This is a genomic window from Trueperella bernardiae (assembly GCF_030246965.1).
GTDB classification, from domain to species: domain Bacteria; phylum Actinomycetota; class Actinomycetes; order Actinomycetales; family Actinomycetaceae; genus Trueperella; species Trueperella bernardiae.
Genome location: NZ_CP127099.1, coordinates 231,850 through 245,650 on the forward strand (window position 1 = coordinate 231,850; position 13,801 = coordinate 245,650).

The following is a 13,801-nucleotide window of genomic DNA, read 5'->3' on the forward strand; positions in this document are numbered from 1 at the left end:
TGCCCCGGGCAAGGCCCACAGCCCCTCGTGCCCCGAGCCCCTAGAGCCCGGCCAGCGGCCCGGCGCCCGGCATCGGGCAGGCCATCCCCGTCTTGGCGTGGCAACGGTAGCCGTTCGGCACCTTGATGAGGTATTGCTGGTGGTCTTCCTCGGCGGAGAAGTAGCCCGTGGTATCCGCGGCGTCCACAATCTCCGTCACGATCGGGCTTTGGCCCGCATCACCCAGCACGCGGTCGTAAGCGGCACGCGAGTCGAGGGCGAGGCGCGACTGCTCGGGCGTCGTCGTGAAAATCGCCGAACGATACTGGGTGCCCACGTCGTTACCTTGGGCGTTGAGCGAGGTCGGGTCGTGGCACTCCCAGAACGTCTTGAGAATGAGCGGCAGCGCCTCCGCGCCAGAATAGACCACGCGGACGGTTTCGGTATGCCCGGTGAGCCCGGTGCAGACCTCACCGTACGTGGGGTTGGGCGTGAAGCCGCCCATGAAGCCCACCGATGTGGTGACCACGCCGGGCAGGTCCCACATGATCTCCTCCACGCCCCAGTAGCAGCCGGCGGCGAGGAAGATTTCGAACTGGCCGTGGGCCGCGGGCGCGAGGATATCCGTGCCTAGCTTCAGGTGCCGGGCGGGGTTGACCAGGATCGGCTCGGCCCGCCCGGGCAGCGCGGCCTCGGGCGACACCATCGTGGGGGTGGGGCGGCGAATGAACACTAGTTGGCCTCGATCGACAGGATATCGACAGTGAATTCCTTGCCGTTCGGTGCGATGTAGGAGGTGGAATCGCCCACCTTCAGGCCCATGATCGCCTCGCCCAGCGGCGCGGATTCGGGATAGACGTCCACGTCCACCCAGTCCTGCGCCTGGCGGGCACCGAGCAGGAAGCGCTTCTCCTTGCCGTTGACAGTGGCCGTGATGATGAGGCCCGGGGCGACCACGCCGGTATCCTTCGAGCCCTCGCCCACCTCAGCATGCTCGAGGAGGTAGGTCAGCTCCTGGATGCGGCCCTCCATTTTGGACTGCTCCTCGCGCGCGGCATGGTAGCCGCCGTTCTCGCGCAGGTCGCCCTCCGAGCGGGCCGCCTCGATGCGCTGGGCGATTTCGGCGCGGCCGGTGGTCTTCATTTCCTCCAGCTCAGCGGACAGGCGATCGAACGACTCCTTCGACAGCCACGTGGTCTCAGCCATGAGGTTCCTCCTTATAGTGCGAGCGCTCCTGCGCGCCCCACGGCAACAAAAACATGCCCGCCATTTCGGGCATGTATCTGGCGAGAATAACACCAAGAACGTGCCAGCTTCAAGGGGCCGCGGACGTGTTTCCTCAGGGCGGAGAACCCCGCGCGCGGGCGTGTGAGAAAGTGGTTTGCGCTCGGCCCTGCTCTTGACGTTGCTCTATACTCTGCCGTGGTAACTATTGACGAGGAGGAACTGTGGCAGAACGCAGACTGATGGCAGTCCACGCCCACCCGGACGACGAATCGTCCAAGGGGGCCGGCACGATGGCCAAGTACGCCAAGCATGGCAGGGTCCGCGTCGTCACGTGTACTGGCGGCGAGCGCGGCGACATCCTCAACCCGCGCCTTTTCAACGACGCCGACCTGGCGGCCAACCTCCCGGCCGCGCGTCGCGAGGAGATGGCCCGCGCTGCCGAGGCGCTCGGGATCGAGCACGTGTGGCTGGGCTTCATCGACTCCGGCCTGCCCGAAGGTGATCCGCTCCCGGCCTTGGACCCGGGGTGCTTTGCGATGGCGCCGCTCGACGTCGTCGTTGGCGCGCTCGTCCGGCAGATCCGCGAGTTCAAACCGCAGGTGCTGCTGACCTACAACGAGAACGGCGGCTACCCGCACCCGGACCATATCCGCACGCACGTCGCCTCGATCATGGCGGTTGCCGCCGCCCACGATCCCCAGGCCTACCCTGAGGCAGGCGAGCCGTGGCAGGTGTCGAAGGTGTATTACGACGTCATGTTTAACAGGCCGCGCATCGAGGCCTTCGATTCGGCCCTGCGCGCCGCGGGTCAGGACAGCCCGTTCGAGGGGTGGCTCGCGCGCGACACGGTGGCGATCCAGCCCTCCGCCCGCGTCGACGTGGCCGACTTCTTCCCCCAGCGCGACGCCGCCCTGCTGGCCCACGCCAGCCAGATCGACCCCGACGGCTTCTTCTTCGCGATGCCCCGCGAGCTGGAGGCCAAGATCTGGCCGTGGGAAGAGTACGTGCTGGCGCTCACGACGGTCGGGCACGCGGCCGGCGTCGAGACCGACCTGTTCGAGCGGGTGCCGGGCGTGGAGCTGGTCGAGTAACGGCCCGGCGGAATTTAAGAAAACTGGACGATTCTGGGGCGATCTTCGTATATGAGCGGATGACCCCAAAATCGTCCAGTTTGTTTCAATCGGCGCCCCTACACGAAGAGCGCCAGCCACACGGCCACCGAGTGGCACGTGTAGCCGATCACGGTGCCCGTGTGGAAGAACTCGTGGAAGCCGAACCACTTGGGCCACGGGTTCGGCCAGCGTAGCGCGTACATCACGGCGCCGATCGTGTAGGCCACGCCGCCGGCGATGAGGAGGACCACGATCGCCGCACCGCCCGTGCGCCAGAAGCTGGGCAGGAACCAGATCGCCACCCAGCCGAGGGCCACGTAGAGCGCCACAAGGAACCAGCGCGGAGCGTGCAACTTGAACACGTGGATGAGCGTGCCGACGATCGCTCCGCTCCACACGATCCCGAGCACGAGCGCGGCAGTCTTGGTGGGAAGCAGCACCACGGATAGCGGGGTGTAGGTGCCGGCGATGAGGAGGAAGATGTTGGCGTGATCGATGCGCCGCAGGATGGCGTGGACCTTCTCGCCCCAGTTTCCCAGGTGGTACAGGCCCGAATTGCCGAAGAGGAGGACGGCCGACAGGGCGAAGACCACGCACGCGAGGGTTGCGGCCGTGCCGGAGGCGAAGATGATGAGGAGGATGCCGTTGGCAAGAGCCAGGGGAGCGGTGATGGCGTGAATCCACCCGCGCACCTTCGGCTTGGGCAGGGCCGAATAGTAGGCCTTGCGCTCGGCGCGCGAGGAGGGCGCCTGTTCGACCGGGGGCACCGGAGTGGCGGGCCCGATGTCGCTGCCCGCGGGATTTGCTTGATCGATCATATCTTTACCCTAATCCTCGCACCGGGCGGAACAAAGGGTGAAGGGAATGCAGTGGCAGACCCTCGCGGCGGGAGTGCGGCTAAACTGGGAAATGTATACCGGTGGAAGGAAAGGTTGGCCCATGCGCGTCCCCGATTTTCTTTACTCGCTCTACGAGCGCCGCCTCGCGCGCGAAATCGACCCGGAGCGCCGGCCCTGCCACGTGGGCATCATCCTGGATGGCAACAGGCGCTGGGCCAAGCAGCTGGGCTCGTCGGCGTCGGCGGGGCACCGCAAGGGCGCCGACCACGTGAGCGAGGTGCTGGACTGGTGCGCGGAGGCCGGAATCCAGATCGTCACCCTGTGGATGCTGTCCACCGATAATCTCAAGCGCTCGCCCGACGAGCTCGCCCCGCTCATGGCGATCATCGCCGAGACCGTGGAAACCCTCGGCGGGCGCTGGAAGATCCGCATCATCGGCGACCTGAAGCTGGTGCCCGAGGAGTTTGCTGCCCGCCTGCGCGCCACCGAGGAACGCACCGCGGGCTCGTCGGGGATGACAGTCAACATCGCCGTCGGCTATGGCGGGCGTCACGAGATCACCGACGCCGTGCGCACCTACCTGCGTGAACGTGCCAAGGAAGGCGCCACGCTCGAGCAGGTGGCCGACGAGATCAACATCAGCACCATCACCGAGCACATGTACACCAAGGGCCAGCCAGACCCGGACCTCATTATTCGCACCTCCGGCGAACAGCGCATGAGTGGCTTCATGCTGTGGCAAACCGTCCACACCGAGCTCTACTTCTGCGAGGCCTACTGGCCCGAATTCCGCCGCACAGACCTCCTGCGCGCTCTGCGCGACTATGCCGCCCGCGAGCGGCGCATGGGCAAGTAGCTATAGGAGGTTTGCCACGACGTCGTTGAGCTCGGCCCGCGTAGGCGGGTTGGCCCCCGCACGCGACACCGTGATGCCGGCCGCGCGCGAGGCGTACTCGCCCACGGACTGCAGCATCTGGGAGGAGATCGAGGTCAGACGCGCACGGTCCTCGCCGAGTACGGAGATCCGGGCGAGGGAGTCGATGAGCGCGGCCATCATGGCATCCCCGGCGCCCACCGTGTCCACCACCTCTACCTGCGGGGCCGGGATGTGGACCGAGGTGGTGGGGGTGAAGAAGCGCGAGCCGTTCGGCCCGTCGGTGATCGCCACAAACTTCACCCCACGCTCGAACAGGTGGCTGACGAACGCCGCCGGGTCGACGTCGGGACCATAAAGCATCGCCAGGTCGTCGGTGGAGGCCTTGACGATGTCGATGTAGGGCAGCATCGCCTCCATGTCCGCCACGATCGACGCCGACGAGCCGAGGATCGACAGGCGCACGTTCGGGTCATAGGAGACGGTCGAATACGAGCTCAATAGCTCGATCCAGCGGCGCACCGTGTCCGAGCCCGGGCGCAGGTGGGCGCCGATCGAGCCGATGTGAACGTGGAGCGGCGGGTGAGCGAGCAAGGCGGCGCGCTTTTCGCCGGCCGCCGGCGGGTCCACGTACGCCGAGTGCACGTCAAAGCGGTAGGTGGCATGCCCGTGCTCGTCAAGGGACGCCATCGCGATCGACGTCGCGTCCGTGTCCACCGCCCCCGGCATGAGCGTGACGCCGGCGCTTTCCACGTAGTCGCGGATCGTATCGCCATCAAAATCATCACCAAAACGGGTGAGGAGCGTGACCCGGCGTCCCAGGCGCGCCAGGCCCACGGCCACGTTCATCGGGGAACCGCCCGGGTGGCGCGTGGTCTCAGTCGGGCCGCGCTTGACGACGTCGATGAGGGACTCACCGATCACAAGGCAGCTCATCACTCCTCCTCTTCCGGGACGGAGCTGGCAGGGGAAGAAGCGGCGGCGGTCTGGGCGGCGCGGAGGCGCTCGCGGGCGCCGTCGAGCCACGCCTCGCAACGCCGGGCCAGCGCCTCACCCAGCTCCCACATCGTGAGGGCCTCCTCGAGGGGGATGTTGCCCTGTTCGAGGCGCGTGACGATCTCGACCAGCCGCGAACGGGCATCTTCGTAACTGAGCTCGGCTACCTTCTCATCGAGCTCCTGCGGGCGCGGGGCCTTTGCCATGATCATCCCTTCGTGACGTGGTCGATCGTCATGTCGAGGGTGCCGTCATGGAGCGTTGCGCGAGCCGCGGCACCTACGGCGACGCCGGCCACGCTGCCCACGAGTCCATCCTCGGTTCTAATGACAGCGTAGCCCCTCTTCAGCGTCGACAGTGGGGACAAGGTCCGCAGTCTGCCGAGCTCGGCCTCGAGCGCGGTGACGTGAGAGTCGAGGATCCGGCGGATGTGGACGTGGGACCATTCGCGCAGGTTGGCAAGGTCTTCGGCACGGTTGTCCACCATCGCCTCGGGGTGGGTGAGGGAGGGGCGGGCGCGGAGCGTGGCCAGTTCGCTCAAGGCCAAGTCAAGCAGGTGGTCCACCGCGATCCGGCCCCGGCGGACGGTGGTCGTCAGCCCCTGGCGCTCCTCACCCACATCGGGCACGATATTCTTCGCCGCATCCGTGGGAGTGGAGGCGCGGAAGTCAGCCACGAAGTCGAGCACAGGAGAGTCCGGCTCATGCCCGATTGCGGAGACGATCGGAGTGGTGGCGGAGAAAGCTGCCCGGACCAGCCGCTCGTCGGAAAACGGGAACAGATCCTCCACGGAGCCGCCTCCGCGGGCGAGGACGATGACGTCGACGTCGTCGATCGCGTCCAACTCCTGGAGCGCGGGGATCATCGCATCGACGGCGCCCGCGCCCTGCACTTGCACCTCGCGGATCTCGAAGCGCGCCGCAGCCCAGCGGCGCTGGACGTTCTCGACGACGTCGTGCATCGCCTGCGTGTTACGCCCGCAGATGAGGCCAATCTTGCGCGGAAGGAAGGGCAGGGGCTTCTTCTTCGCCGGGTCGAATAGGCCTTCGGCCGCGAGCTTGACTTTAAGCTGCTCGATGCGGGCCAGGAGGTCGCCGACGCCGACCGTGCGGATCTCGTCCACCTGCAACGACAGGGAACCGTTGCCCGTCCAAAAGTCAGGCTTGGCGGCAATGATGACGCGCGAGCCCTCGCTGATCGTGGGCGGTAAATTGTGCGACCAGATCTTGCACGTGATCGTCATCTTCTCTTCGAGGTCGGCAAGCGTAAAGAACTGGACCCGGGCGTTCGCGCGGCGATTGAGCTGGATGACTTCACCCTCCACCCATAGACGCGACATCTTCGCCACGTACTCACCAATCTTCGCTGACAGCAGGCGCAACGGCCATGGGTGCTCGGGGCTGGTGAGATGGGCCAGCTGGGGCAGGTCGTCCGGGACTTTGATGCTCACGTGAACAGCCTACCGGTTGGGCGAGCGCGATTGCCGGGACTGGGCGCACGGTGAGGGGCGGCGGCCTGGCGGGGGCCGCGCGTCGTGGGGAAAGTGGGCGGCGTCGTCGTGCGCGCGGGCGGGCGGAACGGCGGCAATGCCGATAGGATTGCGGCGTGAATGAGATCAAGGAGCTTCCCGTCACCCTGGCCGGCGCGTCGGCCTTCCCGCAGGACATCCCGTCCGAGCCGAGCCCGGAGGGCAAGCGGATCCTGGTGGCGAGCCCGCGCGGCTATTGCGCCGGCGTGGATCGGGCGGTGGACGCGGTGGAGAAGGCGCTCGAGCTGTACGGGGCGCCGGTGTACGTGCGCAAGGAGATCGTGCACAACAAGTTCGTGGTGGAGACGCTCACGGCGCGCGGCGCGATCTTTGTGGATGAGACCGACGAGGTGCCAGAAGGCGCGCGCGTTGTCTTTTCTGCGCACGGCGTCTCGCCCGAGGTGCACAGGCAGGCCGAGAGCCGCCAGCTGCAGACCATCGACGCCACCTGCCCGCTCGTGACCAAAGTGCACAAGCAGGCTGTCCGTTTTGCCGACGACGACTACGACATCCTCCTCATCGGCCACACCGGGCATGAGGAAGTGGAGGGCACGTACGGCGAGGCGCCCTCCCACATCCAGATCGTCAACGGGATCGAAGACGTGGCGGGGGTGGAGGTGCGCGACCCGGACCGGGTGGCGTGGATCTCGCAGACCACGCTATCGGTGGACGAGACGATGGAGATCGTGCGCGCCCTGCGCGAGCGTTTCCCCAACCTCATCGACCCGCCGAGTGACAACATTTGCTACGCCACGCAGAACCGCCAGGTGGCGGTGAAGAAGATGGCGCCCGAATCTGACGTGGTCATCACCGTGGGCTCGGCGAACTCCTCGAACTCGGTGCGCCTCATGGAGGTGGCGCTCGAGGCCGGGGCCGGCGCTTCTTACCGGGTGGACAAGGCCGACGAGCTCCAGCCCGAGTGGTTCGAGGGCGCGATGACCGTGGGCGTCACCTCGGGTGCGTCCGTGCCGGAGATCCTGGTGCGCGACGTGGTCGAGGCGCTCAAGGCGCGCGGGTACACCGAGGTCATCCCCGTTACCACCGTGCAGGAGGACGTGCAGTTCTCCCTGCCGAAGAACCTGCGCGCCGACCTCAAGGCCGTGGGCGTGGAGCCCGACCGACCGCACCGGGCCCGCAGCGCCGGGGAACGCGGCCGCGTGTCGAACGCGCGGGGGACTGGCAACATCGCCGGCGCCTAGTTCATCTCACGCTCACTCTGGTATCACCCCTCCCTGTGCGACAGCTCGGGGGAGCGGAACTCCACCACCTGAGCGCTCGCATCTCGCACGGGCGGCGGCCCGTCCAGGGCGTGTGGCGCGCTCGGCTGGAGAGAGGACAGCGAGCGCGCCGAGACCAGAAGCCGCGATTCGATGGAACTCACGGCGGCGTTGTAGTGGTTGACCGACTGGCCAATGCTCTTGCCCAGCCGCTCAAGGTGGCTCACCACCACGGAGATACGTTCGACCAACGTGCGCCCGAGTTCCACGATGTCCCGCGCCTCGGCGGATGCCGCCGCCGACGTCCACACCGACGCCACCGTGCGCAGGATCGCCAGCAGTGAGGAGGGCGATGCGAGTACCACGCCCCTGCCCAGGGCGTACTCGAGCAGGGTGGGGTCGGCCTGAGTTGCCTCCGCGAGCAATGCCTCCGAGGGCAGGAACAAGATGGTGACCTGTGGGGACTCCGGGAAGTCACCCGGGTAGTTGCGCTTGATGAGCTCACCAACGTGGGCGCGCAGAGCTTTAGCGTGCTTCTGCAGCAACTCCGCCCGTTCCGGGGCGGCGGCCGGATCGTCGGCCGGGATCTCCATCGCGAGCAGGTAGGAATCCATGGGTGCCTTCGAATCGATGGCCAGGTGCCCATCGCCAGGCAGGTGGATGATCGCGTCCGGCCTGAGCGTGGAGTCCTTGCCCTTCCCGCCCGCGAAGCGCTTGGAGGCAACCTGGATGTCCACGTCCACGTGCTCGAGCATCCCGGCAGCCTCCACGATCCGCCGTAACTGGACCTCGCCCCACTGACCGCGGGCCGTGGTGGAGCGCAACGCCGCGTTGAGGGAGGCCGTGGCCGAGGACAGCTCGGCGCCGATCTGCGCCTCGCGGCGCATGTGCGTAACCATCTCCGAATGCTGGGTGGCCGCCGTCGTCTCCAAGCTACGTACGTGCGCACTCACCCTGTCGAGTTGCTGAGTGATGGGGGAGAGCGCTTGGAGGATATTGGCGTCGTCGCGTGAGCGCTGGATGAGGCCCTCATTCTCCTCCAGGAGCCGCTCTGCGCGGGCGTCGGCCTGCGCCACCCGCGCCCGCAACGCCGCCACTTCTTCGGCGCATTCCGCTGTGGCATTGCCCGCCCGCGCGGATGCCGCCAGCCACCCGAGCGCCGCGCCCAGCGCCGCGGCGAGTGCCACGAATACAACAAATAGAGGTGTCGAGATCATGCCTCCACACTATCGCCGCCCTCCGACAAGTTTTTCTGCCGGGCGTCGTCTTTCTGCCGGGCGTCGTCGCGACGGGAGCTCGTGCCGCGACCGGCCGCCCGTCGTCGTCGGAGAAAGCCTGCCACTTTGGGAAAGAAACGCGCGGCAACTAGACTGGGGCCGTGAGCTTAACAATTGGTATTGCTGGACTGCCCAACGTCGGTAAGTCGACCCTCTTTAACGCCCTGACGCGCGCCAACGTGCTGGCCGCGAACTACCCGTTCGCCACGATTGAGCCGAACGTGGGCGTGGTGCCGCTGCCGGACCCGCGCCTGGAGAAGCTGGCCGAGATCTTCGGCTCGCAGAAGGTCCTGCCGGCTACGGTGTCGTTTGTGGATATCGCGGGGATCGTGCGCGGTGCGTCCGAGGGGGAGGGCCTTGGCAACCAGTTCCTCGCCAACATCCGCGAGGCCGACGCGATCTGCCAGGTCACGCGCGCGTTCGCGGACCCGGACGTCACGCACGTGGACGGCAAGGTGGACCCGAAGTCCGATATCGACACGATCACCACCGAGCTCGTCCTCGCCGACATCCAGACCCTCGAAAAGCAACTCCCGCGCCTACAGAAGGAACTGACCAGCAAGAAAATCGGCCCCGAGCACGTGCAAACCGCCAAGGACGCGCTCGAGATCCTCTACGACGGCAAAACCCTGTCCTCCGCAGGCATCCACCTCGACCAGGACATCCTCAAGTCCTTCCAGCTCATGACCACCAAGCCCTTCATCTACGTCTTCAACACCGACGACGACGGGCTGGCCAACGCCGCTATGCAGGAAGAGCTACGTCAGCTGGTGGCGCCCGCCGAGGCGATCTTCCTCGACGCCAAGTTCGAAGCCGAGCTCATCGAGCTCGAACCGGACGAGGCCCGGGAGTTGCTCGAATCCACCGGCCAGGATGAGTCCGGCCTGGACAAGCTGGCCCGGGTCGGCTTCGACACCCTTGGCCTGCAAACCTACCTCACCGCCGGCCCGAAAGAAGCCCGTGCCTGGACCATCCACAAGGGCTGGACTGCACCGCAGGCCGCCGGCGTCATCCACACCGACTTCGAGCGCGGCTTCATCAAGGCGCAGGTGGTCTCCTACGACGAGCTGGTGGAGTTCGGCTCCATGGCCGAGGCCAGGGCGCATGGGCGCGTGCGCATGGAGGGCAAGGACTACGTGATGGCCGACGGCGACGTCGTGGAGTTTCGTTTCAATGTAACCTGAGGCGCGCTAGTGTTAGCGGCATGACAACACGTGCTGCTATTTACCTCCGTATCTCGCTCGATGCTGCCATGGACGGCCTCGCCATCGACCGGCAGCGCCAGGACTGCGAAGCCCTTGCCGAGCAACGCGGCTGGGACGTCGTGCATACCTACGTCGATCAGTCGATCTCCGCGTCGAAGAAGGACGTGGACCGCCCCGACTACGACGCGATGGTGGCGTCCTTTGAGCGCGGCGAGATCGACGCGATCATTTGCTGGGACCTCGACCGCCTCACACGGCAGCCCTGGCAGCTCGAAGAGTGGATCGACAGGGCAGAGGAGCAGGGGCTGAAACTCGTCACTGCGAACGGTGATGCTGACCTTGCCACCGACGGCGGCAGAATGTACGCGCGCATCAAAGCAGCCGTGGCACGCGGCGAGATCGAGCGAAAGAGCATGCGCCAGTCTCGTGCGCAACAGCAACGCGCCGAGCAGGGCCGCTGGTACTCCGGCGGTGTGCGCCCTATCGGCTACACCTCCACCGGCGAGATCATTCCATCCGAAGCCGCCGCCGTGCTCGGTATGTTCCGCGCTGTCGAGAGGGGCAACTCCATGCGCGACATTGCGCGCGCCTTATCTGGGGTCGATCAACCGGGCTTGCCGGATATCCCGACCACGCCGCGCCATATGTACACCGTGGTCACAGAGCGCAACGCTCGACGCCGCGCTGAAGGCCAGGAAGAAAAGCCGGTTCCCGACGCGCAGCCGTGGGCCTACACGTCGTTGCACTCGATCCTGCGCAACCCCGTGTATGCGGGTTACTCCACTTATAAGAAGGCCAAGCGCAAAGGCGTGAAGAACAAATACCGCCGTGTCACGCATATCGTCCGCGACCCCGATACCGGCGAGCCGGTGAAAGGGCAGTGGGAGCCGATCGTCACACCAGATCTGTGGTGGCGCGTGCAGAACGTGCTCGACGATCCCGACCGGCTGACCAACAAGGAGCGCCGGAACACTCGCCGCCATCTCGGCTCGGGTCTGTATGTCTGCGACGAGTGTGGCAACCCCGTGCGCACACATGCCGACCGCTACCGCTGCGCCGCCTGTGGATTAGTGCGCACACATAGCGTCGATGATTTTGTGCTCGCCGTGATCCGCGCCCGCCTTGGCCGTGACGACCTGGCGGACCTGCTGCCGACTGTGGACGACGACGAGGTCAACGCCATCGACGACGAACTCGCTGAGCTTCGCGCAAAGCTCGCCCGCGTCCAGGCTGACTACGATGAGGAGCTTATCGAGGCCCGTGACCTCAAGCGCGCGCGAAACCGTTATGAGCCGCAGATCGAGAAACTCGAAACGCGCCGTGCCCGTCTTGCTGGCGCATCGGCGCTGCTCGACACAACCGGCTACGCCTCGCCCGTGGATGCCTTCGACAACGCAGAGCTTGCCGTGCAGCGCCGAGTCATCAATACCCTGTGCCAGGTGCGCCTGCGCCGTGGCGTGCGCGGCACCAAGACCTTTAACCCTGAATCGGTGCAGATCGTGTGGAACTAGGTTGCAGTGTGTGACACGTCAACAATCGCGCGCATGCGCTGCGGCGCGCAAAGCTCTTACGAAGGAACGCCACGGGAGCCGGCAGTTCGGGGGAGATCTGCCTTCGTGTATCGGGGGCGACACTGCTCAACCGTGGCGTTCGCAGGAAGTATGACACGGCTCTTGTTACCCCAGAGGTCGTTGGTTCGAATCCAGCCCCCGCTACTAAGATAAGGCCCCTACCAGTGGAAACGCTGGTAGGGGCCTTCTTCATTTTGTGATCGGATCGCCATTTGGTGCACTAGCTGGTGCACTAGGGTCAAAATCCTGCACCAAACGGAACTGCGACGCTCCAACGACGCGGCGCAGGTTTTCGGTGCATTGCTTAGTGATTGCTAGGACGGCAGCAACGAAGGAACGCCACGGGAGTCGGCAGTTCGAGGAAAGCAACTGCGAACTGCTGTGCAAGTCTCACAACCGCGCCAAAGGTAACGCTTAACCAGCGGCGACGCGGGGATCTAACAATGCTGCGTCGCTAGCGCTCGCACCCAGCGAGCGAGCATCAGGCTGCGCTAGCGACGCCGAGCGCACAAAGGCACTGCACTGCGGGGATACGCCTGCGACCGGCAGAGCCGGACTGAATACGGGATTGACCACGTTCACCCCGTATTCGTGCAAAGGAGCACTGCCATGTCCACTCATTCCCACACGCTTGCATCTCACGGCGAGATCCTCGCGAACCTCCCCGGCATCCTCGGCTTCTACCCGAACAACTCGCTGATCCTCGCGTTCTTCGTCGACGACGAGGGCGTCGACACCGTCCGCCTCGGCCCGGTCGCGCGGTTCGATCTGGACGAGGCCGTGGAGAAGCTCACCGAGAGTCGCGAGCGGTTCGCAGCGTGGGTCCACCACCTCGAACTCGACGCTGTTATCGCGTACATGATCAGCGATGACATTGCGCAGCCGGTCTTTGACGAGACGGCCACGTATCTCACTAGTGGGGCAGTGCACCTACCGCCGCTGCTCGGGGTGGTGCAGGTGCCCGAGATCGTCACTGGGGCTGCTTGGTGGTCTGTGTACCAGCATCCGCTCATCGACGAGCCGCGCCACGGCGTTGTCGGCGAGGTCGCCGCATCGGCGGCGCTGCGGCAGATGCTAGAGCACACCGGCGAGCTGCCGGAGCCGAGCAAAGACGACATCGAGGCACGGTTGAACAGCACCGATCACGGCATCGACGCTGCCGAGCACGCCGACATCATCGAAGACGCGCTGGCGTATATCCCGCCCATGTTCTCCGACGTGCTGCAGCGTGAATACGAGCAGGCGGCGGCAGGGATCACCCAGCCGAGCGCTCGCGCTGTTCGGTCTGCGCTGAAATGCTTCACCACGCCGCGCTTGCGGGACACGCTGCTCGCGGCGCTGCTCGATGACCCGCAGGCGGGCCTTGCGTTCATAGAGAAGGTTATGCGCGCTGTCCCGACCAGCTGGCCAGGCATGCGCTCGCAGCTCACCGCCACTGTTGCCGTGCTCGCTCACGCCACAGGCCAGCCGGGGCTAGCTGGCGTGGCTGCGCAGCGAGCCACCGAGATCGGGCCAGACGAGAACTTCCCGTCGCTGGTGGCGAAGCTGACCGATATCGGCCAGGGCGAGCGGATGGTCGAGCTTGTCCGCGAGGGCGCTGAGAAGACCCGCACGATCTTGTTTGCCGAGTAGCACCACACACCCCGTTGTAGCAATGCAACGGGGTTTCTTTTTCTCGCGGGGCCTTGGCTTGCGACGACAGACACCGCAACGAGGCAGGGGAGTGACCTTTAGACAGCAGAGCTGTCTCCAACAGACGGATTGACCATCAATCCGAACAAGGAGGCACGTGATGCGCGACATCACCCACACCGACCTGGAACTGCTCTACCAGCTCGCCGACGGCATCGACGGCGAGGACGCCGATCCGGGTGCAGCACAAGAACTGCGCGACCTAGAGGCGGCAGGCACACCGCTGCCCTGGGCAGTGTTGTAACGACAGCGCAACCGCCCCGCAGCAGCAAAGCAGCTGCTTC

General features: G+C 65.9%; 14 protein-coding genes. 7 read left to right on the top strand and 7 right to left on the bottom strand.

What is annotated here, in order from left to right:
- Window positions 1–40 precede the first annotated feature (40 nt).
- A complete protein-coding gene (gene msrA / locus QPC17_RS01055) occupies window positions 41–685 on the bottom strand; it encodes a peptide-methionine (S)-S-oxide reductase MsrA (protein WP_068538848.1) in 645 nt (214 codons plus the stop codon).
- A gap of 26 nt (window positions 686–711) precedes the next feature.
- The gene (greA, locus tag QPC17_RS01060) at window positions 712–1,185 is read right to left on the bottom strand and encodes a transcription elongation factor GreA (RefSeq protein WP_062614016.1); all 474 of its coding nucleotides are present in this window, start codon (window positions 1,183–1,185) and stop codon (window positions 712–714) included.
- 242 nt (window positions 1,186–1,427) lie between these two features.
- On the opposite strand from greA, the gene mca reads away from it, so the two are divergent.
- On the top strand, window positions 1,428–2,297 hold the full coding sequence (gene mca, locus QPC17_RS01065; RefSeq protein WP_068538767.1) for a mycothiol conjugate amidase Mca: 870 nt from the start codon (window positions 1,428–1,430) through the stop codon (window positions 2,295–2,297).
- Window positions 2,298–2,395: 98 nt separating this feature from the next.
- On the opposite strand, the gene trhA is transcribed toward mca, so the two are convergent.
- Window positions 2,396–3,136 carry a PAQR family membrane homeostasis protein TrhA gene (gene trhA / locus QPC17_RS01070; RefSeq protein ID WP_082661219.1) on the bottom strand — a complete coding sequence of 247 codons (741 nt, stop codon included), beginning with the start codon at window positions 3,134–3,136 and terminating at the stop codon, window positions 2,396–2,398.
- Between the two features lie 121 nt (window positions 3,137–3,257).
- Between trhA and QPC17_RS01075 the strand changes: the two genes are divergently transcribed.
- Window positions 3,258–4,013, top strand: a complete 756-nt coding sequence (locus tag QPC17_RS01075) for an isoprenyl transferase (protein WP_070445664.1) — start codon at window positions 3,258–3,260, stop codon at window positions 4,011–4,013.
- Here QPC17_RS01075 and QPC17_RS01080 read toward each other — a convergent pair whose 3' ends face one another.
- From QPC17_RS01080 to xseA, 3 genes are read right to left on the bottom strand one after another with little or no spacing between them, the layout of a single operon-like run.
- Window positions 4,014–4,967 (bottom strand): carbohydrate kinase family protein, encoded by a 954-nt coding sequence (locus QPC17_RS01080; protein ID WP_068538768.1) that lies wholly within the window; start codon window positions 4,965–4,967, stop codon window positions 4,014–4,016.
- Window positions 4,967–5,233, bottom strand: coding sequence for an exodeoxyribonuclease VII small subunit (locus QPC17_RS01085; RefSeq protein ID WP_062614034.1), 267 nt, complete (start codon window positions 5,231–5,233; stop codon window positions 4,967–4,969). The genes QPC17_RS01080 and QPC17_RS01085 overlap by 1 nt, the downstream gene beginning before the upstream one ends.
- A 2-nt stretch (window positions 5,234–5,235) precedes the next feature.
- Window positions 5,236–6,477 (bottom strand): exodeoxyribonuclease VII large subunit, encoded by a 1,242-nt coding sequence (xseA, locus tag QPC17_RS01090; protein WP_062614020.1) that lies wholly within the window; start codon window positions 6,475–6,477, stop codon window positions 5,236–5,238.
- Between the two features lie 215 nt (window positions 6,478–6,692).
- Here xseA and QPC17_RS01095 point away from each other — a divergent pair, with 215 nt between their 5' ends.
- Window positions 6,693–7,754 carry a 4-hydroxy-3-methylbut-2-enyl diphosphate reductase gene (locus QPC17_RS01095; RefSeq protein WP_236698692.1) on the top strand — a complete coding sequence of 354 codons (1,062 nt, stop codon included), beginning with the start codon at window positions 6,693–6,695 and terminating at the stop codon, window positions 7,752–7,754.
- A gap of 23 nt (window positions 7,755–7,777) precedes the next feature.
- Here QPC17_RS01095 and QPC17_RS01100 read toward each other — a convergent pair whose 3' ends face one another.
- Window positions 7,778–8,989, bottom strand: coding sequence for a DNA recombination protein RmuC (locus QPC17_RS01100; RefSeq protein WP_070808061.1), 1,212 nt, complete (start codon window positions 8,987–8,989; stop codon window positions 7,778–7,780).
- A gap of 161 nt (window positions 8,990–9,150) precedes the next feature.
- On the opposite strand from QPC17_RS01100, the gene ychF reads away from it, so the two are divergent.
- The 4 genes from ychF to QPC17_RS01120 all read left to right on the top strand — a co-directional run bounded on the left by ychF (window position 9,151) and on the right by QPC17_RS01120 (window position 13,761).
- On the top strand, window positions 9,151–10,233 hold the full coding sequence (gene ychF, locus QPC17_RS01105; RefSeq protein ID WP_285347378.1) for a redox-regulated ATPase YchF: 1,083 nt from the start codon (window positions 9,151–9,153) through the stop codon (window positions 10,231–10,233).
- Window positions 10,234–10,253: 20 nt separating this feature from the next.
- On the top strand, window positions 10,254–11,765 hold the full coding sequence (locus QPC17_RS01110; RefSeq protein ID WP_070421670.1) for a recombinase family protein: 1,512 nt from the start codon (window positions 10,254–10,256) through the stop codon (window positions 11,763–11,765).
- 669 nt (window positions 11,766–12,434) lie between these two features.
- Window positions 12,435–13,457 (top strand): DUF4192 domain-containing protein, encoded by a 1,023-nt coding sequence (locus tag QPC17_RS01115; RefSeq protein WP_285347379.1) that lies wholly within the window; start codon window positions 12,435–12,437, stop codon window positions 13,455–13,457.
- Window positions 13,458–13,614: 157 nt separating this feature from the next.
- Complete coding sequence (locus QPC17_RS01120) at window positions 13,615–13,761, top strand: hypothetical protein (RefSeq protein WP_158293362.1); 147 nt, start codon at window positions 13,615–13,617, stop codon at window positions 13,759–13,761.
- Window positions 13,762–13,801: the final 40 nt, after the last annotated feature.